The organism is Dactylosporangium sp. NPDC006015, from assembly GCF_040614215.1.
Taxonomy (GTDB): domain Bacteria; phylum Actinomycetota; class Actinomycetes; order Mycobacteriales; family Micromonosporaceae; genus Dactylosporangium; species Dactylosporangium maewongense.
In genome coordinates this window covers 89,433-114,948 of record NZ_JBEXUD010000019.1, presented here as the reverse complement: position 1 = coordinate 114,948, position 25,516 = coordinate 89,433, and the positions used below count along the sequence as shown (strand labels likewise).

The 25,516-nt window shown below is 72.4% G+C and carries 23 protein-coding genes; 14 read left to right on the top strand and 9 right to left on the bottom strand.

The window, feature by feature from the left end:
- Positions 1-80: 80 nt before the first annotated feature.
- Genes ABZ321_RS30645 through ABZ321_RS30635 form a run of 3 tightly spaced genes read left to right on the top strand, consistent with a single transcriptional unit; the run spans position 81 to position 3,438 of the window.
- A complete protein-coding gene (locus tag ABZ321_RS30645) occupies positions 81-758 on the top strand; it encodes a succinate dehydrogenase cytochrome b subunit (protein ID WP_354897820.1) in 678 nt (225 codons plus the stop codon).
- Complete coding sequence (locus tag ABZ321_RS30640; RefSeq protein WP_354897669.1) at positions 755-2,692, top strand: fumarate reductase/succinate dehydrogenase flavoprotein subunit; 1,938 nt, start codon at positions 755-757, stop codon at positions 2,690-2,692. Before ABZ321_RS30645 ends, ABZ321_RS30640 begins: the two co-directional genes overlap by 4 nt.
- Entirely contained in the window at positions 2,692-3,438 is a 747-nt protein-coding gene (locus ABZ321_RS30635; RefSeq protein ID WP_354897666.1) for a succinate dehydrogenase/fumarate reductase iron-sulfur subunit, read from the top strand. The genes ABZ321_RS30640 and ABZ321_RS30635 overlap by 1 nt, the downstream gene beginning before the upstream one ends.
- Before the next feature lie 56 nt (positions 3,439-3,494).
- On the opposite strand, the gene ABZ321_RS30630 is transcribed toward ABZ321_RS30635, so the two are convergent.
- Entirely contained in the window at positions 3,495-5,045 is a 1,551-nt protein-coding gene (locus tag ABZ321_RS30630; protein WP_344504166.1) for a GGDEF domain-containing protein, read from the bottom strand.
- A 195-nt stretch (positions 5,046-5,240) separates the two neighbouring features.
- On the opposite strand from ABZ321_RS30630, the gene ABZ321_RS30625 reads away from it, so the two are divergent.
- The 3 genes from ABZ321_RS30625 to ABZ321_RS30615 are packed head-to-tail and all read left to right on the top strand — an operon-like array spanning position 5,241 to position 8,352.
- Positions 5,241-6,077 (top strand): undecaprenyl-diphosphate phosphatase, encoded by an 837-nt coding sequence (locus ABZ321_RS30625; protein ID WP_344504165.1) that lies wholly within the window; start codon positions 5,241-5,243, stop codon positions 6,075-6,077.
- A 41-nt stretch (positions 6,078-6,118) separates the two neighbouring features.
- Positions 6,119-7,105, top strand: coding sequence for an RNA ligase family protein (locus ABZ321_RS30620; RefSeq protein ID WP_354897663.1), 987 nt, complete (start codon positions 6,119-6,121; stop codon positions 7,103-7,105).
- Complete coding sequence (locus ABZ321_RS30615; RefSeq protein WP_354897661.1) at positions 7,090-8,352, top strand: cysteine desulfurase-like protein; 1,263 nt, start codon at positions 7,090-7,092, stop codon at positions 8,350-8,352. The genes ABZ321_RS30620 and ABZ321_RS30615 overlap by 16 nt, the downstream gene beginning before the upstream one ends.
- Before the next feature lie 58 nt (positions 8,353-8,410).
- Here ABZ321_RS30615 and ABZ321_RS30610 read toward each other — a convergent pair whose 3' ends face one another.
- A complete protein-coding gene (locus tag ABZ321_RS30610) occupies positions 8,411-8,848 on the bottom strand; it encodes a hypothetical protein (protein ID WP_344504162.1) in 438 nt (145 codons plus the stop codon).
- Between the two features lie 162 nt (positions 8,849-9,010).
- On the opposite strand from ABZ321_RS30610, the gene ABZ321_RS30605 reads away from it, so the two are divergent.
- Positions 9,011-9,157, top strand: a complete 147-nt coding sequence (locus ABZ321_RS30605) for a hypothetical protein (RefSeq protein WP_354897658.1) — start codon at positions 9,011-9,013, stop codon at positions 9,155-9,157.
- Here the strand turns inward: ABZ321_RS30605 and ABZ321_RS30600 are convergent.
- Positions 9,147-10,064, bottom strand: a complete 918-nt coding sequence (locus ABZ321_RS30600; protein ID WP_354897655.1) for a pyridoxamine 5'-phosphate oxidase family protein — start codon at positions 10,062-10,064, stop codon at positions 9,147-9,149. The genes ABZ321_RS30605 and ABZ321_RS30600 overlap by 11 nt on opposite strands.
- An 85-nt stretch (positions 10,065-10,149) precedes the next feature.
- Between ABZ321_RS30600 and ABZ321_RS30595 the strand changes: the two genes are divergently transcribed.
- The 3 genes from ABZ321_RS30595 to ABZ321_RS30585 all read left to right on the top strand — a co-directional run bounded on the left by ABZ321_RS30595 (position 10,150) and on the right by ABZ321_RS30585 (position 11,716).
- Complete coding sequence (locus ABZ321_RS30595; protein ID WP_354897652.1) at positions 10,150-10,782, top strand: CGNR zinc finger domain-containing protein; 633 nt, start codon at positions 10,150-10,152, stop codon at positions 10,780-10,782.
- Complete coding sequence (locus ABZ321_RS30590) at positions 10,782-11,306, top strand: DUF6886 family protein (RefSeq protein ID WP_354897649.1); 525 nt, start codon at positions 10,782-10,784, stop codon at positions 11,304-11,306. The genes ABZ321_RS30595 and ABZ321_RS30590 overlap by 1 nt, the downstream gene beginning before the upstream one ends.
- A gap of 104 nt (positions 11,307-11,410) precedes the next feature.
- The gene (locus ABZ321_RS30585) at positions 11,411-11,716 is read left to right on the top strand and encodes a DUF3817 domain-containing protein (RefSeq protein WP_344504156.1); all 306 of its coding nucleotides are present in this window, start codon (positions 11,411-11,413) and stop codon (positions 11,714-11,716) included.
- A gap of 25 nt (positions 11,717-11,741) precedes the next feature.
- Here ABZ321_RS30585 and ABZ321_RS30580 read toward each other — a convergent pair whose 3' ends face one another.
- The 6 genes from ABZ321_RS30580 to ABZ321_RS30555 all read right to left on the bottom strand — a co-directional run bounded on the left by ABZ321_RS30580 (position 11,742) and on the right by ABZ321_RS30555 (position 20,034).
- Positions 11,742-13,613: a ricin-type beta-trefoil lectin domain protein gene (locus ABZ321_RS30580; protein WP_354897646.1), complete on the bottom strand. Its 1,872-nt coding sequence runs from the start codon at positions 13,611-13,613 to the stop codon at positions 11,742-11,744.
- A gap of 93 nt (positions 13,614-13,706) precedes the next feature.
- Positions 13,707-14,654 carry a hypothetical protein gene (locus ABZ321_RS30575; protein ID WP_354897643.1) on the bottom strand — a complete coding sequence of 316 codons (948 nt, stop codon included), beginning with the start codon at positions 14,652-14,654 and terminating at the stop codon, positions 13,707-13,709.
- Positions 14,655-14,676: 22 nt separating this feature from the next.
- Positions 14,677-16,410: a glycoside hydrolase family 13 protein gene (locus ABZ321_RS30570; protein WP_354897640.1), complete on the bottom strand. Its 1,734-nt coding sequence runs from the start codon at positions 16,408-16,410 to the stop codon at positions 14,677-14,679.
- Complete coding sequence (locus tag ABZ321_RS30565) at positions 16,407-17,252, bottom strand: sugar ABC transporter permease (RefSeq protein WP_354897637.1); 846 nt, start codon at positions 17,250-17,252, stop codon at positions 16,407-16,409. The genes ABZ321_RS30570 and ABZ321_RS30565 overlap by 4 nt, the downstream gene beginning before the upstream one ends.
- Positions 17,249-18,778 (bottom strand): ABC transporter permease subunit, encoded by a 1,530-nt coding sequence (locus ABZ321_RS30560; RefSeq protein WP_354897635.1) that lies wholly within the window; start codon positions 18,776-18,778, stop codon positions 17,249-17,251. Before ABZ321_RS30560 ends, ABZ321_RS30565 begins: the two co-directional genes overlap by 4 nt.
- Positions 18,779-18,780: 2 nt before the next feature.
- Positions 18,781-20,034, bottom strand: coding sequence for a maltose ABC transporter substrate-binding protein (locus tag ABZ321_RS30555; protein WP_354897632.1), 1,254 nt, complete (start codon positions 20,032-20,034; stop codon positions 18,781-18,783).
- Positions 20,035-20,264: 230 nt separating this feature from the next.
- Between ABZ321_RS30555 and ABZ321_RS30550 the strand changes: the two genes are divergently transcribed.
- Genes ABZ321_RS30550 through ABZ321_RS30535 form a run of 4 tightly spaced genes read left to right on the top strand, consistent with a single transcriptional unit; the run spans position 20,265 to position 25,492 of the window.
- Positions 20,265-21,278, top strand: coding sequence for a LacI family DNA-binding transcriptional regulator (locus tag ABZ321_RS30550; RefSeq protein ID WP_344504149.1), 1,014 nt, complete (start codon positions 20,265-20,267; stop codon positions 21,276-21,278).
- A 49-nt stretch (positions 21,279-21,327) separates the two neighbouring features.
- Positions 21,328-22,866, top strand: a complete 1,539-nt coding sequence (locus ABZ321_RS30545; protein ID WP_354897629.1) for a glycoside hydrolase family 13 protein — start codon at positions 21,328-21,330, stop codon at positions 22,864-22,866.
- Positions 22,867-22,920: 54 nt separating this feature from the next.
- Positions 22,921-23,862 carry a hypothetical protein gene (locus ABZ321_RS30540; RefSeq protein WP_344504147.1) on the top strand — a complete coding sequence of 314 codons (942 nt, stop codon included), beginning with the start codon at positions 22,921-22,923 and terminating at the stop codon, positions 23,860-23,862.
- 4 nt (positions 23,863-23,866) lie between these two features.
- The gene (locus tag ABZ321_RS30535) at positions 23,867-25,492 is read left to right on the top strand and encodes an insulinase family protein (protein ID WP_354897626.1); all 1,626 of its coding nucleotides are present in this window, start codon (positions 23,867-23,869) and stop codon (positions 25,490-25,492) included.
- The last annotated feature ends 24 nt before the right edge of the window (positions 25,493-25,516 follow it).

The following is a 25,516-nucleotide window of genomic DNA, read 5'->3' as shown; positions in this document are numbered from 1 at the left end:
GCATTGGACGAATGAAAATGGCGGTCCTTACCGTCGAACCCGTGGCGGTAGATACAGCGGTCAAGCCCATCGCGGCGCCCATGAAACCGAAGAAGCGCAGGTCGTCCGTCGGCCTGAAGCTCCTCATGGCGGGCACCGGCCTGCTGCTCGTGCTGTTCCTGTTCGCGCACATGGCCGGCAACCTGAAGATCTTCGTCGGCGCGGAGGCGTTCGACCACTACGCCCACTGGCTGCGCGACATCGGCACCCCGCTGCTGCCGCACACCTGGTACCTGTGGATCCAGCGCGGCGGGCTCACCCTCGCCGTCGTGGGCCACATCGCGGCGGCGGTGGTCCTCGCCCGGCGGGCCAGGCTCGCCCGCCCCGTCCGCTACGCGCACCGCCCGAAGGTGCAGGGCAGCTACGCAGCCCGCACGATGCGGTGGGGCGGCGTCATCATCCTGCTGTTCGTCGTGTTCCACATCCTCGACCTCACCACCGGCACGGTGAACCCGGTCGGCGACGCCCAGCACCCCTACGGCAACGTGGTCGCGGACTTCGCGCCGGCGCGCTGGTACGTCACGCTCTTCTACACCCTGGCGATCGTCGCCGTCGGCTTCCACCTGCGGCACGGCATCTTCAGCGCGCTGCGCACCCTCGGCCAGCAGACGCCCCGCGGTGAGCGCCGGGCCCGCGCGATCGCCCTCGTCCTGTCCGTCGTCCTCGTCGTCGGCTACCTGTCGGTGCCGTTCGCCGTGCTGATCGGAGCGGTCAAGTGAACTACTGGAGCGAGGGCGACCCGATCGGCGACACCGCGGCGCCCGACGGGCCGATCGAGACCCGCTGGGAGCGCCGCCAGTTCGCGGCCAAGCTGGTCAACCCGGCCAACCGCCGCAAGCTGACCGTCATCGTCGTGGGCACCGGCCTCGCCGGCGGCTCCGCGGCCGCGACGCTCGCCGAGGCCGGCTACAAGGTCCGGTCGTACTGCTACCAGGACAGCCCGCGCCGCGCCCACTCGATCGCCGCGCAGGGCGGCATCAACGCCGCGAAGAACTACCGCAACGACGGCGACTCCGTCTACCGGCTGTTCTACGACACGGTGAAGGGCGGCGACTTCCGCGCCCGCGAGTCCAATGTGTACAGGCTGGCGCAGGTCTCGGTGAACATCATCGACCAGTGCGTCGCGCAGGGCGTGCCCTTCGCCCGCGAGTACGGCGGCCTGCTGGACAACCGCTCCTTCGGCGGCACCCAGGTGTCACGGACCTTCTACGCCCGCGGCCAGACGGGCCAGCAGCTGCTGCTCGGCGCCTACCAGGCCCTGGAGCGGCAGGTCGCGCTCGGCAACGTCGAGATGCACACCCGCCACGAGATGCTCGAGCTCGTCGTCGTGGACGGCAAGGCCCGCGGCATCGTCGTGCGCGACCTGGTCACCGGCGAGATCTCGACGGAGTTCGCCGACGCCGTGGTCCTCGCGTCCGGCGGCTACGGCAACGTCTTCTTCCTCTCCACCAACGCCAAGGGCTGCAACGTCACCGCGTCGTGGCGGGCGCACCGCAAGGGCGCGCTGTTCGCCAACCCCTGCTACACGCAGATCCACCCGACGTGCATCCCCGAGTCCGGCACGCACCAGAGCAAGCTCACGCTGATGAGCGAGTCGCTGCGCAACGACGGCCGGGTGTGGGTGCCGGTCCGCGCCGGCGACGACCGCGTCCCCGCCGACATCCCCGAAGACGAGCGCGACTACTACCTCGAGCGGATCTACCCGTCGTTCGGCAACCTCGTCCCGCGCGACATCGCCTCCCGCGCCGCGAAGAACGTCTGCGACGAGGGGCGTGGCGTCGGCCCCGGCGGCCTCGGCGTCTACCTCGACTTCGCCGACGCGATCGCCCGGCTCGGCCGCGACGCCGTGGAGGCCAAGTACGGCAACCTGTTCGAGATGTACGAGCGGATCACCGGCGACGACCCGTACATCACCCCGATGCGCATCTATCCGGCTGTGCACTACACGATGGGCGGGCTGTGGGTCGACTACGACCTGCAGGCGACGATCCCCGGCCTGTTCGTGGTGGGTGAGGCCAACTTCTCCGACCACGGCGCGAACCGGCTCGGCGCGTCCGCGCTCATGCAGGGCCTCGCCGACGGCTACTTCGTCCTGCCGAACACCATCAACGACTACCTGGCCTCCGGCCCGTTCCCCGCGCTCTCCGCATCCCACCCGGACGTGGCCGCGGCCCGTGCCGCCGTTTCGGAGCGCATCTCTGCACTGCTTGCCGTCGATGGCGACCGTACCGTCGACTCCTTCCACCGCGAGCTCGGCCACATCATGTGGGAGTACTGCGGCATGGAGCGCACCGAGGAGGGCCTCACCAAGGCGATCAGCCTCATCCGGTCGCTGCGCGAGGAGTTCTGGACGCGGGTGAAGGTGCCGGGGACCGGCGAGACGCTGAACCAGAACCTGGAGCGGGCCGGCCGGGTCGCGGACTTCTTCGAGCTCGCGGAGCTCATGTGCGTCGACGCGCTGCACCGTGCGGAGTCGTGCGGCGGGCACTTCCGCGCCGAGAGCCAGACCCCCGACGGCGAGGCGCTGCGGCACGACGACGAGTTCTCGTACGTCGCGGCGTGGCAGTTCGCCGGGACCGGGGAGCCGCCGGTGCTACGCCGGGAAACGCTCGACTTCGAATACGTCCACCCGAGCCAGCGGAGCTACAAGTAATGAACCTCAAGCTGCGCGTCTGGCGCCAGACCGGCCCCACCTCCCGAGGCCGCATGGTCACCTACGACGTTACGGACATTTCGCCCGACGCCTCATTTTTGGAGATGTTGGACGTTCTGAACGAGCGCCTCATCCTCGAAGGCGAGGAGCCCATCGCGTTCGACCACGACTGCCGCGAGGGCATCTGCGGCATGTGCGGCATGATGATCAACGGCGTGGCGCACGGCCCGTCGCGCGCCACCACCACGTGCCAGCTGCACATGCGCCACTTCAAGGACGGCGAGACCATCGACGTCGAGCCGTGGCGTGCCGCCGCGTTCCCCGTCGTGAAGGACCTCGTCGTCGACCGCGGCGCCTTCGACAGCATCATCCAGGCCGGCGGCTACATCAGCGCCCCCACGGGCGCCGCCCCCGACGCCCACGCCACCCCGGTGCCGAAGGCCGACGCCGACGCCGCCTTCGAGGCCGCGACCTGCATCGGCTGCGGCGCGTGCGTCGCAGCGTGCCCCAACGGCTCCGCGATGCTCTTCACCGCCGCGAAGGTCGGCCACCTCGGCCTGCTCCCCCAGGGCCAGCCCGAGCGCGACACCCGCGTCGTCGGCATGCTGGCGGCCCACGACGAGGCGGGCTTCGGCGGCTGCACCAACGCCGGCGAGTGCACCACCGTCTGCCCCAAGGGCATCCCGCTCACCCTCATCGGCCGCCTCAACTCCGACTACCGCAAGGCCGTCACCAAGCGCGGCTGACTCCCGCCTCGCCCGCCTCGCCGCTCGGCGGGGCGGCGGGCCCGGTCGGTGCCGGGTCAGGAGGGGTCGGCGAGGACGCGGTTGCGGCCGGAGCGTTTCGCCGCGTACAGGTTGCGGTCGGCCTGGCTGAGCAGGGCAGCCGAAGTGATGCGGCCGTCGGGGGTGCTGGACACGCCGATGCTCACCGTCACCGGCAGGTCGCCGGTCAGCTCGGGCCACGGGTGGCGCTGGATGGCGGACCTGACCCGTTCGCAGCGGGCGACCGCCTCCTCCGCGCCGGCGCCGGGCAGCACGATCACGAACTCCTCGCCGCCGAGCCGGGCCACCGTGGCGGGCTCGTCGACGGCGCCGGCCATGACGGACGCGACGCGCTGCAGGACCAGGTCGCCGACCTCGTGCGACAGGGTGTCGTTGATCCGCTTGAAGAAGTCGATGTCGACCAGGGCCGCGGACACGGCCTCGCCGCGCTGCTCGGCACGGCTGAGCAGGGCCGGCAGCTGCGCGTCGACGAACCGCCGGTTGTACAGGCCGGTCAGCGCGTCACGCAGCGCCATCTCGCGGAAGCGGACCGTCTCGCGCTGGCCCTCGCGGCTCTCGAACACCAGCTGCGCGAGGCGGGCCTGCTCCTCGCGTTCGGCGGAGCGGAGCGCCTGGGACTCCTCGTCGTAGCGGCACTGCTCCTCGTACGCCTCCCGGAAACGCCCGCTCGCGGCGTGCAGGCGGGCGAGCTCGCGGCGGGCCCTCGCGCCGACGTCGACCATGCCGCGCTGCTCGCTCAGCGCCCGGCACCGGTCGACCGTGGCCCCGGCGCGGTCGAGCGCGCCGCCGAGCCGCTGCGCCTCGGCGAGGGTCAGCAGCACCTCGGGCAGCATGTTGCCTTCCGCGTCGCGGCGGGTGGAGGCGGGGTCGACCAGGGGCAGGAGGGTGCGTTCGGCCTCCTCGAACCGGCCCTGCAGCAGCTGTACGCGGGCGACCGTGTCCAGGTCCGGCGGGCGCAGCTGCACGCCGGTCCGTTCGACCAGGCGGCGCATCCGCTCGACCAGCTCGCCCGCGGCGTCCGCGTCGCCCGCCTGGTACGCCGCGTACGCCATGTTGTTGAGCACCGAACGGCTCAGCTCGTGGTCGCCGGCCGCGGCGGCGATGTCGAGCGCCTCCGCGTGGTAGGGAGCGGCGTCGGCCCGCGACACCACGTCGACGGACAGGGCGAGGATGACCAGGTGCGCGCCCCGGATCAGCGGCGGCACGTGGTCCGGCAGGTGGTCCACCGACATCAGCGCGTGCCGCCGCGCCTGCGCGTTGTCGCCGAGGCAGGTGTGCAGGATCGACAGCAGGAAGTGGGTGCGCGCGAGGACGTACTGGTCGTTCTCGAGGACCGCCCACCGGTGGACCTCGTGCAGCAGCGGCGCGGACGCGGTCAGCTCCCCGCCGCGGGCGAGGGCGTCGGCGATGACGAGCCGGGCGCGGGCGGCGAGGTCGTCGCGGCCGAGCTCGACCGCGGCGCGCTCGGCGGCCTCGGCCTGCTCCCGGTCGGCGGTGCGCCGGTCGACCTCCATGCCGAGCACGACGGCGGCGACCCGGTCGGCGCTGATCACTGCTGTGCCAGTCATGACCGCCACGATCGGCACGCCGCGCCGGCACCTGAGCGCGGCACCTCGCCCGCCACCGGAGCGCAACGCCACGCGGCGCCACGCCGCACCGCGCAAAGACGCCACGCAAGGACGCCACGCCCGGGACCTGAGCGCGACGGCCGAGCGGGTCCGCCTAGGATCGTGCGGACGTCGGTGGCACGAAGGAGGGTCCCAGTGGAGATCTGGCAAGCGGTCGTGCTCGGCGTCGTGGAGGGCGTGACCGAGTTCCTCCCGGTCTCCTCCACGGGACACCTGACCATCACCGAGAAGCTGATGGGCATCCCGATCGACGACAAGGGCGTCACGGCGTTCACCGCGGTCATCCAGGTCGGCGCGATCATCGCCGCGATCATCTACTTCCGCACCGACATCGTCCGGTTCATCACCGGGTTCGTGAAGGGTCTGCGCAGCGCCGAGGCGCGCAAGGAGACCGGCTGGAAGATGGCGATCAACGTGATCATCGGGTCGCTGCCGATCGCGGTCGTCGGCCTGCTGTTCAAGGATCTCATCGAGGGCGAGCTGCGCAGCCTGTGGTTCGTCGCCGGGGCGCTGGTCGTGTGGAGCCTCGTCATGGTCCTCGCCGAGCACCTCGCCACGCAGAAGGTCGGCGAGGCGGACGTCACCTGGAAGGACTCGCTGATCATCGGGCTGGCGCAGTGCATCGCCCTGATCCCCGGCGTGTCCCGGTCCGGCGCGACGATCAGCGTCGGCCTGCTGCGGCACCTCGACCGGGTCACCGCCACCCGCATGTCGTTCTTCCTCGGCATCCCCGCCCTCGCCGCCGCCGGCACCCTGGAGGGCGTGCAGCGCGCCGGCGAGATCAGCGAGACCGTCGGCTGGGGCCCGGCCGCGGTCGGCACGGTCGTCAGCTTCGTGGTCGCGTACGCGTCGATCGCCTGGCTGCTGAAGTTCGTCGCCAGCAACTCCATCGCCACGTTCGTCTACTACCGCGCCGCGGTCGGCGGCATCATCGTCGCCCTCCTGTGGGGCGGCGTCATCAGCGCCACGTAAATCCGGGGACGCGCCGCGCGCCGGTGGCGATACTGCTGCGCATGCGGCACGTGGCGTACCCGAAGATCCCGACGGCGAGACAACTCGGCAGCGGCCGGTCTGCCGGCGGGCCGTGGATCGCCACCGAGAAGGTCCACGGCGCGCAGCTGGTGATCGTGTCGGACGGCCACGTGACGAAGGTCGGCAAGCGCAAGGCGTGGCTGGACGGCGACGAGCCGTTCTTCGGCTGGCAGCTGCTGCGCCCCGCGTTCGAGCAGGCGGCCCGGTCCGCTCTTGCCGAGGGTGCGGCCACGGTACGGGTGTACGGCGAGCTCTACGGCGGCCACTACCCGCACCCGGACGTGCCGCCGGCGCCCGGCGCGGCCGCGGTGCAGACCGGCGTCTGGTACTCCCCCGACGTGCGGTTCGCCGTCTTCGACGTCCTCGACCACGAGCGTCCCGACGACGCCGGCGTCTACCGGACGTACGCCGGGGCCGCCCGGGTCGCCGCCGAGGCCGGTCTCGACGTGGTGCCGCTGCTCGGGCGCGGCACCCGGGCGTCCGTCGACGCCGTGCCGACCAGGTTCCAGTCGCGGCTGCCGCTCGTACACCACCTGCCGCCGCTGGAAGGGAACCTCGCCGAAGGGGTCGTGCTGCGGCCCGACGCGGCACTCGGCCCGCAGGAGCGGACCGTCGTCAAGGTGAAGATCGCCGAGTTCGACGAGCAACGGTTCGGCGAGAGCCTGCCGTGGGACCCGCATGCCCGGATCCCGGGCGCCGACCTCGCGCGGGTCGCCGCCGGGCTGGTCAACGCGCCGCGGGTGGCGAGCGCCCGGTCGAAGGTCGGCGCCGGTCCGGCGCCGCGGGCGGCGGGCCGCGAGTCGGAGGTCGGCGCCGGCCCGCTCGTCGACGAGATCGTGCTGGACGTGCTCGTCGACCTGTCGGAGGCGTACCCGGCGGCGGTGGCGGCGCTCGACGCGGACGGGCAGGCGGCGATCGAGGACACCGTCCGCGAGGCCGCTATCGTCGCCGTATGCCGTTCGACGTAGCACGGATCCGACAGGCCCACCCGGCGCTCGCCGAGGGGTACGCCCATTTCGACGGTGCCGCCGGCACGCTGGTCGCGGAGCCGGTGGCGCGGGCCGTCGCCGGTGTCCTCGGCGGTGCGGTGAGCAACCGGACGACCGCGTTCGCGCCGGGGCGGCGCGCCCTCGCGATCGTCGACGCGGCCCGCGCCGCCGCCGGTGACCTCCTCGGCGCAGACCCCGCGGGGGTCGTGTTCGGGCAGAGCGCCACCGCGCTGGTCTACACCGTCGCCCGCGGGCTCGCCGGGACCTGGGCGCCCGGCGACAACGTCGTCGTGACCCGCCTCGACCACGACGCCAACGTGCGGCCGTGGGTGCAGCTGGCGTCGGCGATGGGCGTGGAGGTGCGGTGGGCGGCGTTCGACCCGGCCACCGGCGCGCTGCCCGTCGCCGCGTTCGAGCCGCTCGTCGACGCGCGGACCCGGGTCGTGGCGGTGACCGCGGCCAGCAACGCCATCGGCACCGTCCCCGACGTGCCCGCGATCGCCGCGCTCGCGCACGGCTTCGGCGCCGTCGTCCACGTCGACGGGGTGCACGCGACCGCGCACCTGCCGGTCGACGTGGCCGCGCTCGGCGCCGACTACTACGTCACCAGCGCCTACAAGTGGTCCGGGCCGCACCTGGCCGCCTGCGTGGCGGCGCCGGCGCAGTGGGAGCGGACGGCGATGCTGAAGCTGCTGCCGTCGTCCGACGCGGTGCCGGAGCGGTTCGAGCTGGGCACGCCGAGCTTCGAGCTCCTCGCCGGCTTCACGGCGGCGGTCGACTTCCTCGCAACCCTCGACGACGCCGGGACACCCGACGACACTGGGACGCTCAACGACGCTGGGACGCTCGACGGCGCTGGGGTGCTCGACGGCGCCGCGTCGCGGCCGCGCCGGGAGCGCGTGCTGCGCTCGATGGCGGCGGTCCACTCGTACGAGACGCGGCTCTTCGAACGGCTCCTCGACGGCCTGCGGTCGATGCCCGCGGTGCGGGTGCTGCCCGCGCCGGCCGGTGGCTGCCCGACGGTGTCCTTCCGGGTCGCCGGCGAGGACCCGGCGACGACCGCGGCCCGCCTGGGCGACCAGGGCATCTGCGTCTTCTCCGGCGACTACTACGCCGCCGAGTACTTCACCGCGATGGGCCTGCGCGAGACCGGCGGGGCGGTCCGCGCCGGGATCTACCACTACACGACGGCCGACGAGGTCGACCGCCTGCTCGCCGCCCTCTGACATGGCTACGGCCGGCCACCGTCGGTGGCCGGCCGCACGCCAGGGGGTTGCGGTGCTGTCAGTTCGAGGCGACGCCGAGCTCGGCGGTGCCGCCGCCGTTGCCGCCGTTGATCTCGGTCATCGAGGTGAAGGCGGAGTCGAGGCGGGCCTGGATGGCGTCGAGCTGGTGGAACTCGCTGGAGGACGCCGACTCGGAGCCCTCGGCGGCGAAGACGTGGTCGGTCTCGGCGGCGGAGTGGTCGTAGGAGGTGAAGTCCGACTCCTGGTACTGCGCGCCGCTCGCGTCGGTGTACGACACCTGGTGGCCCTGGTCGAAGGAGGTCGACTCGGCGGCCGCGTGGTCCTGCTCGTACACGTTGAACTGGTTGTCGTAGTTGCTCTGGCTGGCGTCGACCTGGTGCAGCTGGTCGAGGGACTGGTGGTCCTGCCCGGCCTCGTAGTTGCCGTAGGAGTCGCCGCCGTCGTAGCCCGTGTCGCCGGTCTCGTAGTCGCTCATGTCCATCTCCCCTGGTTGCTGTGTTGGCGTGCCGCGTTGTTGAGATAGACGGTAGGTCCGCGGGGAGCGGCGCGAATCCCGGATACGTGCCAGCGGGTGTTTCGGCTCCGGCGGCCTCGGGAACCCGCTTGCTCAACCGTTCCCCCCCCACGGAGGTTCCCCATGTCGACACAGGCCATCCTCTATCTCATCGCCATCATCCTGCTCGCCGTCGCGGCGCTGCCGGTGCCGTCCCGCGGCTTCAACCTGGCGATCCTCGGTGCCGCGTTCGCGCTCCTCGCCTACGCGTGGCCCGTGATCAGCGCCTGACCCCGCGCGGGTCGGGAACGTCCGCCGCGGCGACGAGCGCGGGGTGCTCGCCGGTGACGACGGCCGCCGGGTGGAAGCGGACCCGGCGGCCGGTCACCTCGTCGGGTGCGCCGGTGCCCGGCTCGGTCCACTCGACGGCCGCGGTGCCTGACAGCTGCAGCGTGCGGCCGGTCGCGAAGTCGGGCACCAGCAGCGCCGCGGACGGGTCGGTGGCGAGGTTGCCGAGGCTGTTGAACATGTTGTTGCCCGGATAGTCCGGCCACCACAGCCCGCCGTCGCCGGCCCGCAGGAACCCGCGCGGCCCGCCCCGGTGCGAGGCGTCGGCGCCGCGGTCGGGGTGCGTGGTGCCGAGGAAGAACGTGTCGGCGCCGCGGATCGTGGCCTCGCCGTCCGCCGTGAGCGCCTCCGTCACCGTGAACGTCCCGGGCACTCCCCCGGCCGGCATCGGCGCACTCGTGAGGCGTCGGGGGTGGATGTACTGGGGGCAGTTGCCGAACGCCTCGGCGACGTCGACGGTCAGGCCGCCTCCAGCGCCGGTCAGGGTGCCGCTCAGGGTGCCGCTCAGGACGCCGTTGACCCGCATCCGGCGGCGGGTCGCGAAGTCGATCGCGATCAGGCCCACCCGCTGGCCGGCGGGGAGGTCGTGGAGCGGGTCGCCGGGCGCGGGCACCGCCGCCACCCGCAGCGTCTGCCCGAGCCCGGCCAGGAACCCTGGCGGGCCGGTCAGCGCCGAGACCCAGAGCCTGCCGTCGCGGTCGCGGCCGGTGAGCGCGGCGAGGGTCCGCTCCGCCAGCCACCCGCCCGCACCCCGGCTCAGCCCGCCGGGCGCGAGCATGCCGCTCAGCCGGGCCGCCTCGAACCGCACGCCGGCCCGCTCCTGGACGCTGAGCTCCCCTTCGTGGAACACCGCCGACCACCTTCCTAACGGCTGAACACTCCACCATCCATTAGTACACGATCAAATGGTTTCCGCAATGCCTTACCATTAGGACGTGGAGCCGTTGCCGGTCGAGCTGATGAATACCGTCCGGGCGGACCGTGACGGCGTGCACGACACGATCGCCGACCCGGCCGCCGCCGCACGCTGGCTGAGGGAGGCGCCCCCCAATGCCGCCGACGCAGCGAGGGCGGGAGCCGGCAGCGGCATCCAGGGCGTCGAGGTCGGCATCGCCGGGTGGGAGGCCGTCGCCGAGCTGCGCGACCTCCGCGACGCCCTGCGGGTGCTGGCCGCCGCGGCCACCGGCGACGACCGGGAGCCGGCCGGACCGTCCGCCGGGGACCTCGCCACCGCGGTCACCGTCGTCAACCGCGCCTGCGCCCGCGCCCCCTCGTGGTCCGAGCTGCACTGGCCCGACCCCGACGACAAAGACGGCGGTCCGGAGCGGGCGGTGCGGACGGCGCACGCCCCGGCGCTCGCCGCGGTGGCCGCGATCGCGGAGGAGGCGGTGGCGCTGTTCGCCGGCCCGGACCGGGCGCTGCTGCGGGCCTGCCACGCGCCGGGTTGCGTGCTGTACTTCATCCGCAACCATCCCCGCCGGGAGTGGTGCTCCGACGGGTGCGGCAACCGCGCCCGCGTCGCAAGGCACTACCAGCGCCACCACGGCGGATCGAAGGAGGACGGCTGATGCGGCCCGAGCCCGGGCAGGTGCTGCACTTCTCCGAGGACCCGACGATCACCAGGTTCGTGCCGCACGTGGCGGCGACCGCGCAAGAGTCAGAGCCCTACGTGTGGGCCGTCGACGACAGGCGGTCGCCCGACTACTGGTTCCCGCGGCAGTGCCCGCGGGCGATGGCGTGGGCCGGGCCGGAGACGACCGGCGACGACCGCGACCGCATCCTCGGCCCGGGCTGCGGCGAGCGGGTGCACGCCGTCGAGTACGGCTGGCTCGAGGCGATCCGGACCGCGCGCCTGTACGCGTACCGGCTGCCGGCGGCGCCGTTCCGGCCGCTGGGGGAGCATGCGCACGTCGCCGTCGAGCCGGTGGTGCCGCTCGGCCCGCCCGAGCCGGTCGGTGACCTCTTCGCCCTGCACGCCGCCGCCGGAATCCAGCTCAGGGTGCTGCCGGTCCTGTGGCCGTTCTGGGACGCGGTCGTGGCCAGCACACTGCGGTTCAGCGCCATCCGGATGCACAACGCGACGCCCCGCTGACGTCCGGGCGCACGCCAAGACCGGCGACAGCGGCGGCGTGAGGCCGGTCACCGCGGAGGTGACCGGCCGCGACCCGGGTCCGCGGCGGGGTGCAGGCTGTCGCGGTGGACAACAATGCCGCGCGGGTGTTCCGGTACGCCGCGATCGGGGAAGCCTGCTCCTGGCTCGGCCTGCTGGTCGGGATGTTCTTCAAGTACGTCGTCGTGGAGAACGAGATCGGCGTGAAGGTGTTCGGGCCGATCCACGGCGCGATGTTCGTCGCCTACCTGGCCGCGCTGGCGTGGGTGACCGTCAAGGAGCGGTGGGGCTTCGCGCGGCTCGCGGTCGGTGCGGCGGCGTCGATCCCGCCGTTCACGACGCTGCTGTTCGAATGGTGGGTCAGGCGCACGCCGGCCGTGGCCCGCGCCTGACCCGGGAAACCTGTCAGGACGGCTGTCAGGAAGGCAGAGTCCAGCGCTGGTTCTGGCCCGTCCCGCACGCCCAGATCTGCAGCTGGGTGCCGTCCGCGGAGCTGGGCCCGGTGGCGTCCAGGCACTTGCCGAGCGCCCGGAGCGTGCCGTCGCCGGGAGCGGACCAGGTCTGGGCCGCGCTGCCGTTGCAGTCGTACAGCTGGACCTTGGTGCCGTTCGCGGAGTTGGCGGCGGCCACGTCGAGGCACTTGCCGAGGGCGCGCAGGGTGCCGTCCGTGCCGACGGTCCAGGACTGCGCGGTGGTGCCGTTGCAGGTCCACAGCTGGATCTTCGTGCCGTTGGCGGTGGCCGCGCCGGCGACGTCGACGCACTTGGCGCCGTAGCCGGTGATGGGCCCGACCCGCGTGGACGGGGTGCCGCTGTCGGCGCCGGCCCACAGGTACGTGCCGACGGTCTTCGCCGGCAGGGTGCTGGCGATCTGCTGGGTGCCGACCTTCAGCGTGAAGGCCTGCGAGGCGCCGGTCTGGTTGACCACGACGGTGACGAGGGTGCCGTCGGGGTTGAGGAACGCGACGTTCGTGACGGTGCCGGTGCTGCCGTAGCCGGTGGCGACGCGCCGCGCGCCGGGCTTCACGAACTTCGAGAACTGGGCGACCATGTTGTAGTCGGGCAGCGCCCAGAACGTGTCGCGGTTGCTGGTGCTCTGCACGAGCATCGTCGGGTCGGGCGAGCCGGACCAGCGCTCGGGTGCGCGGTTCTGGTCGAGCATGCTGACCCAGCCCTCATACAGGGTGGCGTTGTTGCGGAAGTACTGCACGATCCGGTCCGCGCCCGAGGTGCCCCACACGGAGCGCTCGGTCACCAGCATGTCCTTGTCGGGGTAGGACGCCTTCACGGTGCTCATCGCGGACGGGTCGCCCGCGTAGTCGTGGAACGCGATGCCGTCCACGGAGGAGTAGGCGTCGGAGTGGGCACCGGACGAGCCCAGGACGCCGGCGGCGTAGGAGACCGACTCGGAGAAGTTGTGGTCGAAGGCCCAGATGCGGGTGCTGAGCCCGTTGGCGGACAGCTCGGTGCGCAGCGCCTTGGCGAGCTGCCGCTCCTGGTCCGCGGAGACGAGCATGCCGGGGTAGTCCGGTGGGGAGAACAGCGGCTCGTTCTGCAGGGTGAGCGCGTGGATCGGGATGCCCTGCGCGGTGTACGCCTGCACCGCCCGCCGGTAGTACGCCGCGAGGGTCGGGATCTGGGCGGTGACGAGGCTGCCGCCGATGATGGCGTTGTTGGTCTTCATCCAGCCCGGCGCCGACCACGCGCTCGCGAACACCTTGATGTCGGGGTTGATGGCGAGGGCCTGCCGGACGGTGGCGATGATGCCGTAGTCGATGTCGCGCTGGATGGAGAAGCGCGACAGCGACGGGTCGGCCGCGCCGTCGTCGTAGGTGTAGAAGTCGTGCGACGTGAAGTCGCTGGTGCCGAAGGTGATCCGGATGACGTTGAAGCCGGCGCCGGTGGCCGGGTCGACGAGCGCGCGCAGGGCCCGGTCGCGGGCGCCGGCGCTCATCCTGGACAGGTTGTAGACCGTCGACTCCTCGAGGGAGGAGCCGACGCCGAGGATCGTCTGGAAGCGGCCGTTCGTGTCCGCGGTGATGGTGGGTGTACCGGCGGCCGCCACGACGGGCACGTCGGCCTGGCGGGACAGCTGGTAGGGCGTCCCGGCAAGGCCCGTGGCGGGGCTGGTGTACCAGTTGCCGTTCTTCGGTTCGTAGCCGGCGGTGCGGGACTCGGAGCTCCAGTAGACCTGGACGCTGGTCGCGGCGGCCTCAGCGCTGGGCGCACTGAGGGCCACCATCGAGGCGGCGAGGACGGACAGGGCGAGCAGCGGTCGGGTTGGGACCATGAAGGGTGCTCCTGGCGGGGGGCGGGAAGAGCCGGAAACTTCAGGACCTGAAAAAAGTCCTGACCGAACTCTCCGCAATAGGCAGCCAACCTGTCAATAGGTGGCCACGTTGAGCTTCCCGCGAGCGTCGAAGTAGCCGATGGTGTCGTGGAACCCGTCGGTGCCCACGCCGACCGCGGACGCCGACTGCAGCTCCGAGCTGTACACGTAGAAGCAGGTCGGCCGGCAGCCCTGGGAGTAGCCGCGGCGCACGGAGCCGTCGGTCGCGCGGAACCAGACGTAGAGGTCCGCCGGGTGCGACGTGAGCCCGAGCCCGCCCGTGGCCAGCTGCTGCCCGGGCTGGATCACGGTCGAGCGGTTGGTCAGCACGGCCGAGCCGGTCGTGACGGTGCCGAGGTTGATGCTCCCGTCCGCGCCGGTCCAGCCGAGGAGCAGGCCGTTCTCCGCGCCGGAGTCGTCGAACACGAGCGCCGGGCCGTAGGGCGTGGTCTCGGCGAGGGTCACCCGGTCCTGCAGGGAGAAGCCGCCGGGGCATCCACCGGACAGCCGGGCGATGTTGATCCGGCTGTCGGTGCCGGTCCAGGCGATCCAGCGGATGCCGGTGCCGTCGGCGGCGAGGGCCGGCGAGCGGTCGGTACGCACCCCGGTCAGCGCGGTCCGGCACTGCAGGCCGGTGCCGCCGGTGTACGCCACCGTCAGCGTGTTGCCGTTGTTGGCGGCGGACCAGGCGAGCCGGACGCCGGGACCGTCGGCGCTCAGGGCGGGCCCCTCCCCCTCCGGGGTGCGCTCGACGACGCTGTTGTCCTTGGTGAACGTGCGGCCGCCGTCCACCGACGTGCCGATGATGAGCTGCTTGCCGTAGGTGCCGGAGGTGGAGCCGGCCCACGAGGCGTAGAGGCGGCCGCCGGCCAGGGCGAGCGCGGGCCGCCCCGAGCCGGTGTGGACAGTGGTGTAGGCCGCCGCGGTGCCCGGGGACGAGCACTGGATCAGGCAGATCGCGAGCAGGGCGGCGGCGGGCAGCGCGAGACGACGCAGAGACATGACAGTCAGTGAAGGGAAGGCATCACGTTCGGTCAATCGGTGTTGCCATGAATTGCCATACCTGGAAGGTCGGCCCGTCGGCCGGAGCCTCGGCGGCGCCGCCGTAGACGTTGACCGCACCGGCGAGGGGCAGGTCCACCGGCGGGCCGGACGCCCGGCGGGCGAAGACCAGCAGGCGCTCCGACGCGGTCTCCCGCCAGAACGCGATGGTGTCGGCGTCGGCGTGCTCGACCCGCATCCCGCCGTGCCGCAGCGCGGGGTGGGCGCGGCGCAGCCCGAGCAGCGCCCGGTAGCGGGCCAGGGTGGTGTGGTCCCAGCCCGCCTCGTCGTGCCACGGCATCGGCTGCCGGGACTCCTCGCCCCACGCGCCGGTGAGGCCGATCTCGTCGCCGGCGAAGAGCATCGGCACGCCCGGCAGGGTCGCGAGGAGACCGGCGGCCACCTCGACCCGGCCGGCGTCACCGACGACGGTCCGCACGCGCGGCGTGTCATGGGTGCTCAGCGCCGTCCAGGAGTGCGTCCACGACCGCCACGACATGCTCGCCGAGACGGCGCGCATCGCCGTGACGACGGCGTCGCCGCCGCGGGTCGGCACGCCGCCCGGGACGCCGAGGAAGTCCGGCAGCGCCAGGTCCGGCCCGCGCAGCCAGGTCCACAGTGGACGGGTGAAGCCGGCGTAGTTCATGGTGCCCTGCCAGCCGCCGAGGTCAAGGTCGCTGCCCGCGCCGTGGGCGTGCTCCGCGACGAGCATCGCGTCGGGCCGCACGTCGCGTACCGCGCGGGCGACGAGCCGCGACACCTCGTGGGTGAGGTCGTCGGTGCCGTGCCGGCCGGTCATGTTGGCCACGTCCACCCGCCAGCCGTCGAGGTGCTCCAGCCAGCGCTGCAACGGGTCGACGAACGCCTTGCGCAGCCCGGTGGAGTTCCAGTTGAGCTTCGGCAGGCTCGGCACCCCGTACCACGCGGCGTAGGTGCCGTCGTCAGCGTGGTAGTAGCGGTCCCGGGCCGCCGGGTCGTGGAACCACTCGTGGGCGTCGCCGGTGTGGTTGGTGGTGATGTCGCCGACGAGCCGCATCCCGCGGGCGTGCAGCGCGTCGGCGAGCCGGGCGAGCGCCGCGTCGCCGCCGAGCAGCGGGTCGACGGTGTCGAACGTCGACGCGTCGTAGCGGTGGTTGGAGCCGGCCGGGAAGAACGGGGTCAGGTAGACGGTGTCGGCGCCGAGAGACTGGATGTGGTCCAGGCGGCCGGCGATGCCGTCGAGGTCGCCGCCGTAGATCTGCCGGCTGGTGAGCTCGCCGCGGCCGACGACCGGGGCGTCCCAGCCGCACGGCACCGCCCACGGGGGCAGGGCGCGCTCGGCGTACGCGGCCGAGCGGGCGAACCGGTCCGGGAAGATCTGGTAGATGACGGCGTCGCGGATCCAGGCCGGCGGCGCGGGGTGCGCCACCAGCCTGAAGTCCGTCGTGTCCGCGACCTCGTGGCCCGCAAGACCGGTCGCGGTGAACCAGTTTCCGTCGACCAGGAACCGGTAGGGCGTGACGGGGTTGTGCACGGGGATCGTGGCCCGCCACCACAGCTCGTCGCCGCGGCGCTCGGCGACGGCGTCGCTGAAGCGCGGCTCGCCGTCCAGGACTGACCGGACGTGCACCTGCTTCACGCCGGGCGACGTGCGCAGGAAGACCTCGACGTCGCTGCCGGGCGCCGGGGACTGGTCCGGGACGTGCAGCTCGGAGCCGTCGTGGTGGATCATCGTCATCCTTTCACCGCACCCGCGGTCAGACCCGACACGATGTACCGCTGCAGCGACTGGAAGACGAGCACCGTCGGGATCGCGGTCAGCAGCGACCCGGCGCAGAACATGCCGAAGTTCGCGTTGCGCTGCCCGGCGATCAGCCCGTACAGGCCGACGGCGAGGGTCTTGGAGTCGTCGGAGCGCAGGAAGGTGTTGGCGAGGAGGACCTCGTTGATGGTGCCGATGAAGCCGAGCAGCGCGGTGACCGCGAGGATCGGCGCGATCAGCGGCAGCGTGATGCGGAAGAACGTCTGCGCGTGGGTGGCGCCGTCCATGACCGCCGACTCGTCCAGCTCCCGCGGGACGGTGTCGAGGAACCCCTTCATCAGCCAGGTGTTCACGCCGAGCGCGCCGCCGAGGTACAGCAGCATCAGCCCCCACGGGGTGTCCAGGCCGAACGCCGGGTAGAAGTCACCGATCTCGGCGAAGATCAGGTAGATGGTGACCACCGCGAGGAACTGCGGGAACATCTGGATGAGCAGCAGCGCCATCAGCCCGACCCGCCGGCCGGCGAAGCGCATGCGGGAGAACGCGTAGGCGGCGAGGACCGACAGGAACACGGCCGTCGCGGCGGCGATGCTGGCGATGACGACGGAGTTGACGTACCAGCGGCCGAAGGCGGTCTTGCCGAACAGGTCCGTGAAGTTCGCCGTGCTGGCCCCGGTCGGGTACAGCTCGGTGGAGCTCAGCGACCCGACCGGGTTGAACGCCGCGGACACCACGAACACGATCGGGAAGAGCGAGAACACCAGGGCGGCGATCCCGACGGCGTGCCGCCAGCCGATCCTGCGCATCCACTTGGTCATGAGTAGACCTCTTCCTGCTTGCGGCTGCGCCGGAAGCCGATCAGCGACACGACGGCCACGATGGCGAAGATGTAGACCGAGATCGCCGCGGCGAAGCCGAACTGCGCGCCGGAGCCGCCGAACGCCAGCCGGTACGTGTAGGTGATGAGCAGGTCGGTCGCGCCCACGGTGGAGTCGTCGGGCGGGAACGGGCCGCCCTCGGTGGTCAGGTAGATCGCGTTGAAGTTGTTGAAGTTGAACGCGAACGAGGCGATCAGCAGCGGCGTCAGCGCGACCAGGAGCAGCGGCAGGGTCACCTGGCGGAAGCGTTGCAGCACCGACGCGCCGTCGATGGTGGCGGCCTCCGTCATCTCCTTCGGGATGGCCTGCAGCGCGCCGGTGGCGACGAGGAACATGTACGGGTACCCCATCCACAGCTGCACGAGGATGACCGCCATCCGGGCCGTCCACGGCTGGCCGAACCAGTCGACGTCGAGGCCGAAGAACCGGTTGATGAGCCCGAACTGCTGGTTGAACATGTCCCGCCAGACGAGCAGCATCGCGAACCCGGGCATCGCGTACGGCAGCACCAGCAGCACGCGGTACACGCTGCGGCCGCGCAGCCGGTCGGCGTTGAGCGCCAGGGCGCAGCCGAGGCCGAGCCCGAACGTGACGAGCACGGACCCGATCGCGAACGCGAAGTTCCACAGCAGGGTGCCGAGGAAGTGGCCGGAGATGCGGGAGTCGGTGAGGACCCGGGTGAAGTTGCTGAACCCGACCGACACCTTCCAGCCCTGCGGGAGCCGCTCGCCGTCGGCGGCGACGAAGCTGCCGGACGCGCCGTCGGCCTTCCACTGCTTGCCGCTGCCGCGGTCGGTGACGCAGTCGCAGCCGCCGTCGTAGAACTGGGTCGCCTGGCCGTTGTACGCGCGGGTCAGGCCGGACGCGCGGACGGCGCCCTCGCCGGTCGGCACGCTGAACGCGAGGATGTCGTCGTTGCGGAGGTTGGCCTCGCCGAGCGTCAGCAGCGTGTAGCCGTCGGCCTCGACGATCCGGCCGCCCTCGACGGTGAACCGCGCCGGATGCAGGCCGGTGCCGTCGCCGACGAACGTCGCGCCGGTCTTGTCGACCAGCAGGAAGACGATGGCGCCCTCCCGGGTGGCGACGGCGAGGTCGTACTCCATGGAGCCCGGCACCTGCTTCACCGACGCACCCTGCACGGCGGCGATCGCGTCGGCTTTGCTGCCGCGGTGCCCGTCGCCGTAGTTGGTGAACGCCGTGCTCGCGGTGTAGAGCACCGGCAGCGCCTGGAACGCGAGCAGGAAGATCGTGCCGGGGACGAGGTACTTGGCGGCGATGTGCCGCGGGGTCAGGTAGACGTAGAACAGCAGCGCGGTGGTCGCGGCGAGCACCGCGAGCCAGCCCCAGGCGTGGGCGTCGACCAGCGGGAGGGCGGCCGCGATCGCCAACGCCAGCCCGGCGCCGAGCAGGGCGATCTTGATGGTGGGGCCGGCGAGCGAGCCGCCTCCCCGCTGGGTCGTCGTCATGGTTACTTGTTGATCGCTTCGGCGATGGCCTTGCCCGCGGCGGTCAGCGTCGACTGCACGTCGGCGCCGCCGACGATCGCGGCCTCGGCCTTGCCGAACGGGTCCCACACCGCGGCCATGGCCGGGATCGCGGGGAGCACGGCGCCGCCCTTGCCGGCGTCGAGCCACTTCTGGATGTCGGGGTCGCTGCCCTTGACCTGGTCGAGCGCGGCGACGAGCGCCGGCGGGCGCGGGTTGGCCTGGTACAGCGCGACCTGCAGGTCGGGCTTGGTCAGGTAGTTGGTGATGAACTCGTTCGCCAGAGCCTTGCTCTTGCCCTTGCTGGCGACGTAGAACGCCTGCACGCCGACGAACGGCTGGGCGGGCTTGCCGCCGGCGAATGCCGGGATCGGGGTGATGTCGTACTTGACGCCGGCCTTCTTGATGTCGGCGACCGCCCACGGGCCGGAGATGAGGAACGCGGTCTTGCCGCCGGTGAACGTGGGGATGGCGTTGTCACCGGTGATGGAGCGGGTCAGCGCGCCGCTGCCCTTCTCGCCGAGCGCGGCGATCTTCTTGAACGCCTCGATCGAGGCCGGCTTGTCCACGCCCAGGTCGGCGGGGTCGTAGTCGCCGTTCGCCTTCTGCCCGAACAGGTAGCCGCCGGCGGACGCGTACAGCGGGTACGCGTGGTACGCGTCGCCGTTGGTGCCGACCTGCAGCGACATGATGTTGGTGACCTTGCCGGCCGTCTTCAGCGTCTGGCCGGCCTTGACGAGGTCCTCGATCGACGCGGGCGCGGTCGGCGCCAGGTCGGTGTTGCGGATCAGGGCGAGGTTCTCGATCGCGTAGGGGACGCCGTACAGCTGGCCGTTGAACGTGACGGCCTTGACCGCGACCTCGGCGAACGCCGACTTCTGCGCGTCCGGCAGCTGCACCGGATCGATCGCGCCGTTCTGGACCAGGTTGCCGATCCAGTCGTGCGCGCCGACGACGATGTCCGGGCCCTTGCCCGACTGGGACGCGGTCACGAAGTTGGTCTGCAGGTCCTTGGAGACCGCCTGGACCTGGACGGTGACGCCGTTGTCCTTGCCGAACTTCTCGGCGAACGGCTTCAGGGCCGCGGACCGCTGGTCGTCGGCCCAGATGGTGAGGGTGCCGCCGGCCGCCTTGGAAGCGTTTGCGGAGCCGGCCTTGTCGCCGTCGCTCTTGCCGCAGCCGGTGAGTGCCAACGACAGAGCCGCAAGGGTGACGACACCCGTGATGCGGATGCGCATGGGGGAATCTCCTGTTCGGACAGGGAAATCGGGGTGTGCAGGGTGTGGTGCGCGGTCTCCTGGAAGGAGCCACGGGGAATGCGCCTGAGCGGGGTGTGACGGGCGGGTGCCGGGTCGCGATTCCAACAGCACCCGCGCGTCGTGGCCGAACGCTAGCAAGACCTTGCGTCGAATGAAAGACCTTGCATCGACCTTTCACAAACACCGGTTCGATGCTTTACAGTCGGCCTATGTCCACCGAGCCACCCCGTGCCCGGCTCGCTGACATCGCCCGGCAGGCGGAGGTCAGCGAGGCGACGGTGTCCCGCGTGCTCAACAACCGCGCCGGCGTCAGCGCGGACACGCGGCAGGCCGTCCTCACCGCGCTCGACGTGCTCGGCTACGAGCGCCCGGAGCGGTTGCGCAAGCGCAGCGCGGGCCTCGTCGGGCTGGTCACGCCGGAGCTGGAGAACCCCATCTTCCCGCTCTTCGCCCAGATCATCGAGTCGGCCCTCGCGCAGCACGGCTTCACACCCGTGCTGTGCACGCAGACCCCGGGCGGCGTGACCGAGGACGAGTACGTCGAGATGCTGCTGGACCGGTCCGTCGCCGGGATCATCTTCATCTCCGGCCTGCACGCCGACACCACCGCGGACCACGACCGCTACCGCAAGCTGATCGACCGGCCCCTGCCGATCGTGATGATCACCGGGCACGTCGCGGGCCTCGACGCGCCCTGCATCTCCTGCGACGACCGGCTCGCCAGCCAGACGGCGGTCGACCACCTCGCATCGCTCGGCCACACCCGCATCGGCCTCATCTCGGGCCCCGACCGGTTCTCGCCGGTGCAGCGCAAGCTCACCGGATACCGCACGGCGATGCAGCGCCACGGCCTCGACGAGATGGTCGAGCTGTCCCTCTTCGGCGTCGAGGGCGGCGCCGCGGCCGCCGACCGGCTCATCGCGCGCGGCGCGACCGGCCTCGTCTGCGGCTCGGACCTCATGGCGCTCGGCGCGATCCGCGCCGCCCGCGCCCGCGGCCTGTCGGTGCCGAAGGACGTCTCCGTCGTCGGCTACGACGACTCGCTGCTCATCGCCTTCACCGACCCGCCGCTGACGACCCTGCGGCAGCCGGTCCGGGCGATGTCCAACGCCGCCGTGCGCGCCCTCGTCGACACCATCAACGGGCAGCCGACCCCGCACTCGGAGTTCCTCTTCAACCCGGAGCTCGTGGTCCGCGGCTCGACGGGCATCGTCGCCCGCTGACGGTCCTTCTCTCCCCTCTTTCGCCTTTCATCGCAAGGGACCCTTCACCGTGCCTTCTTCCGACGTGCCTTCCAACTGGTGGCGCACCGCCGTCATCTACGAGATCTACGTCCGCAGCTTCGCCGACGGCAACGGCGACGGCGAGGGCGACCTCATCGGGCTGCGGGAGCGCCTGCCGTACCTGCGCGACCTCGGCGTCGACGCGATCTGGCTGACGCCGTTCTACCGCTCGCCGATGGTCGACGGCGGCTACGACGTCGCCGACTACCGCGACGTGGACCCGCTCTTCGGCTCCCTGGCGGACTTCGACGCGATGCTCGCCGCGGCGCACGCCCTGGACATCCGCGTCATCGTCGACATCGTGCCCAACCACACGTCGTCGCAGCACCCGTGGTTCACCTCGGCGCTCGCCGCCGGACCCGGGTCGCTGGAGCGCGACCGGTACATCTTCCGGCCGTCCTCCTCCTCGTCGCCGGAGGAGCCCCCGAACGACTGGGAGTCCATCTTCGGCGGCCGGGCCTGGACCCGCACCGCCGACGGCGAGTGGTACCTGCACCTGTTCGACCCCGGCCAGCCCGACCTCAACTGGGACAACGCCGACGTCCGCGCGGAGTTCGAGTCGGTACTGCGGTTCTGGCTGGACCGCGGCGTCGACGGCTTCCGCATCGACGTCGCTCACGGCATGGTGAAGGCGGCCGGCCTGCCGTCCGTCGGGCACCCGCAGCAGATCGGGCTGCTCGGCCGGGAGCCGCTGCCGTACTTCGACCAGGACGGCGTGCACGAGATCTACCGCGCCTGGCGGAAGATCCTCGACTCCTACCCCGGCGACCGGATGGCCGTCGCCGAGGCGTGGGCGTCCACCCCGCTGCGGCTGGCCCGCTACGTCGCCCCCGACGAGCTGCACCAGGCCTTCAACTTCGACTTCCTCGCCGCGCCGTGGTCCGCCGCGCAGCTGCGCGCCACGATCGACGCCTGCGTCGAGGCCGCGGACAGCGTCGGCGCCCCCACCACGTGGGTCCTGTCCAACCACGACAAGGCCCGCCACGTGACCCGCTTCGGCTCGCCCGGCATCGCCCGCGCCGCGGCGCTGCTCATGCTGGCCCTGCCGGGCGCGGCCTACCTGTACCAGGGCGAGGAGCTCGGCCTGCCGGAGGTCCTGGACCTGCCCGACGACGCCCGCCAGGACCCCGTGTGGCACCGCTCCGGCGGCACCGACCCCGGCCGCGACGGCTGCCGCGTCCCGCTGCCGTGGGACGCTTCCCTGCCGGCGTACGGCTTCTCGACGACCGGCCGCTCGTGGCTGCCGCAGCCCGACTGGGCGTCCCTGGCCGCCTCGTCCCAGCATGGCGTGCCGTCGTCGTTCCTGGAGCTGTACCGCACGGCCCTGCGCCTGCGCCGCACCTTCACCGGCCCGCTGACCTGGCACGACTCCCCCGCCGACGTCCTGGACCTCAGCCGCGACGGCGTCCGCTGCGTGGTCAACCTGTCCGGCGCCGCCGTCGCGGTCCCGGCGGGCTCCGTCGTCCTTGCCAGCGGCGACCTGCCTGACGGGACGCTGCCGCCCGACACGGCGGTCTGGCTGCGGTAGAACCGTCCCGTCAGGGGGCATCCGGGGCACGGCGGGTCGCATATGCTGCCCGCCGTGCCGTTTCACATGCCGGTGCCGGAGAGCCAGCCGGTCGACCTCTTCACCGAGCTGCGCCGTCTCGCCACCGACGCCGGCCGGGGTGACTGGCCCGCCGTGGCGGCGTTCCTCGGCGGGCTGCGGTCGCTCGACGACCTCGCGGTGGCGTGCGGCCAGATCGAGGACAAGCTCGACGACCAGGTCCTCGAGCGGGTGCCGTACGGCGACCCGGCCTGGGCGCTGGCGCACACGATCCTCGGGGTCCGCACCGTGCTGCGCGGGTGGAAGATCCGCGGGACCGGCTGGGCCCGCAGCGTCACGCGGCAGCAGTGGGCGGGCTTCTACGAGCACCTCAACCGGGCCGAGCAGATCCTCATCGACGTCACCGCCCGCGAGCCGCGGGCGGGCTACGCGTGGCTCGAGCGGATGATCATCTGCCGGGGCATCTCGCTCGGCCACGACGAGGCCCGCCGGCGCTACGACCGGCTGAGCGCACACCACCCGTTCGCGTACATCGCCGGATACCACCTCGTGCAGCAGCTGCAGCCGAAGTGGGGCGGCTCGTGGGAGAAGGTGTCCGAGTTCGGCGCCGAGCTGCTGCGCACCGCCCCGGCCGGGTCGCTCGGGCTGCTGACGGTCCTCGCCGGGCACATGGAGCGGTTCCATGCCTCCGACTCCGACGCCGAGGGCACCGCGCTCCTGCGCGCCCCGGCCGTCGTCGCGCAGATCCACCAGGTCGCCGACCAGACCGTCCGGCACCCCGCGTTCCAGGGCGGCTACCGGTTCCACACCGCGCACGACTACTTCGCGATGCTGTTCTCCCTCATCGGCGACCACGCCGCCGCGGCGCCGCACTTCCGGGCCCTGGCCGGGCGGCGCACCCCGCTCTGGGCGTCGTACTTCGACAACCCCGGGACCGCGTACGCCGACCTCCGTGACCGCGCGCTGGCGAGAGGCTGATCCCGTGCTGCACCGCACCGACGTCGACGGCGTCCCGACGCTGCTCGCGCCGAGCTCCGGCCCGATGACCGCCGGGCTGACCTTCCGGGTCGGCCTGGCCGACGAGGGCGCCGCCCGCATCGGCATCACGCACCTCGTCGAGCATCTCGCGCTGCACCGGCACGGCGTCGCCGACTACCACTACAACGGCGCCACCGGCAGCGTCGTCACGCACTTCCACATGCAGGGCAGCGAGCGCGACATCGTCACGTACCTGGAGATGGTCTGCGACTCCCTCGCCGACCTGCCGGTGCAGCGGCTGGAGACCGAGAAGGCGATCCTGCGCACCGAGGCGGCCGGGCGCGGCGGCGTCAACCGGATGCTGCCGATGTGGCGGTACGGCGCCCAGCACTACGGCCTGGTCAGCTACCCCGAGTGGGGCATCGACCGGCTCGGCCCCGACGACGTGCGGGCCTGGGCGAACGCCTGGTTCACCCAGGCGAACGCCGTGCTGTGGATCTCCGGCGACCGGATCCCGCCGGGCCTGCGGCTGCGCCTGCCGGCCGGGACGCTCCGCCCGGTGCCGGTCGCCACGACGATCCTGCCGGCGACACCGGCGTACTTCACCGGCGCCGGCGGCGGCGTCGTCTTCGACGGCGTCATGCGCCGGCACGTGGCCGGTTCGATGTTCGCCCTGATGCTGGAGCGGGAGCTGTTCCGGTCGCTGCGGCAGGAGAGCGGCCTGTCATACGCGGCGAGCGCCTCCTACGACCCGCGCGGCGACGGCATGGCGGTGGTCACCGCGTTCGCCGACGCGCTGCCGGAGAAGCAGGGCGCGGTCGTCGGCGGTTTCGTCGACGTCCTCGCCGGGTTCCGGGTCGGCCGGATCTCCCAGACCGACCTCGACGCGGTCCGCGCGAAACGCGACGAGGCGCTGCGCCACCCCGACGCGCACGCCGGCCGGCTGCCGGGCCTGGCCACCGACCTGCTCACCGGCGCGCGGCTGCGCACCCTCGACCAGCTGCGCGGCCAGCTCTTCGCCGTCACCCTCGCCGACGTGCACGACGCCGCCCTGCAGGTCCTCGGCTCGGGGCTGCTGCAGGTGCCGCCGGGCAGCCGCGCCGACTGGGCCGGGTTCGCGGCGGCGCCGACGACGTCCACGGACGCGGTCCCCGGGCACACGTACCGGGCGCTCGACGGCTCCGGCGCTTCGCTCGTCCTCGGCGCGAACGGGGTCAGCATCGTCGAGGGCGAGTGCCGGGCGACGGTCCGCTACCGCTCCTGCGCGGTGGTGCACGCGTGGCCGGACGGCGCGCGGCAGCTGATCGGCCTGGACGGGATCGCGGTGCTGGTCGAGCCGGCGCTGTTCGCCGCGCCCGCGGACACCACCGCCCGCATCGACCGGTCCGTGGACCCGTCGATCGTCCTGCCGATGCCGGCCCGCAACCCGGACGACATCCCCCGCCCGTCGCCGGCACCTGCCACAGGCACGTTCCCGCCGTCCACCGGCACGTTCCCGGCCCCCACCGGCGGACGCCCGCCGGCGACCGGCGTCATCCCGCGGACCATCACGATGCTCCCGCCCGACGGGGTGCTCCCGCCGGCGACCGGCAGGTTCTCGCCGGCGACCGGCCCGCTTCGGCCGGCGTGACGCTGGTCCGCCGCATCCGCTCCC

Coding starts and splice junctions, on each gene's coding strand:
- ABZ321_RS30550 (WP_344504149.1), top strand. CDS start 20,265: ATGTCCACCGAGCCACCCCGTGCCCGGCTCGCTGACATCGCCCGGCAG.
- ABZ321_RS30565 (WP_354897637.1), bottom strand. CDS start 17,252: ATGACCAAGTGGATGCGCAGGATCGGCTGGCGGCACGCCGTCGGGATC.
- ABZ321_RS30590 (WP_354897649.1), top strand. CDS start 10,782: ATGCGGCCCGAGCCCGGGCAGGTGCTGCACTTCTCCGAGGACCCGACG.
- ABZ321_RS30610 (WP_344504162.1), bottom strand. CDS start 8,848: ATGAGCGACTACGAGACCGGCGACACGGGCTACGACGGCGGCGACTCC.
- ABZ321_RS30570 (WP_354897640.1), bottom strand. CDS start 16,410: ATGACGATGATCCACCACGACGGCTCCGAGCTGCACGTCCCGGACCAG.
- ABZ321_RS30560 (WP_354897635.1), bottom strand. CDS start 18,778: ATGACGACGACCCAGCGGGGAGGCGGCTCGCTCGCCGGCCCCACCATC.
- ABZ321_RS30575 (WP_354897643.1), bottom strand. CDS start 14,654: ATGTCTCTGCGTCGTCTCGCGCTGCCCGCCGCCGCCCTGCTCGCGATC.
- ABZ321_RS30605 (WP_354897658.1), top strand. CDS start 9,011: ATGTCGACACAGGCCATCCTCTATCTCATCGCCATCATCCTGCTCGCC.
- ABZ321_RS30555 (WP_354897632.1), bottom strand. CDS start 20,034: ATGCGCATCCGCATCACGGGTGTCGTCACCCTTGCGGCTCTGTCGTTG.
- ABZ321_RS30635 (WP_354897666.1), top strand. CDS start 2,692: ATGAACCTCAAGCTGCGCGTCTGGCGCCAGACCGGCCCCACCTCCCGA.
- ABZ321_RS30580 (WP_354897646.1), bottom strand. CDS start 13,613: ATGGTCCCAACCCGACCGCTGCTCGCCCTGTCCGTCCTCGCCGCCTCG.
- ABZ321_RS30615 (WP_354897661.1), top strand. CDS start 7,090: ATGCCGTTCGACGTAGCACGGATCCGACAGGCCCACCCGGCGCTCGCC.
- ABZ321_RS30620 (WP_354897663.1), top strand. CDS start 6,119: ATGCGGCACGTGGCGTACCCGAAGATCCCGACGGCGAGACAACTCGGC.
- ABZ321_RS30645 (WP_354897820.1), top strand. CDS start 81: ATGAAACCGAAGAAGCGCAGGTCGTCCGTCGGCCTGAAGCTCCTCATG.
- ABZ321_RS30630 (WP_344504166.1), bottom strand. CDS start 5,045: ATGACTGGCACAGCAGTGATCAGCGCCGACCGGGTCGCCGCCGTCGTG.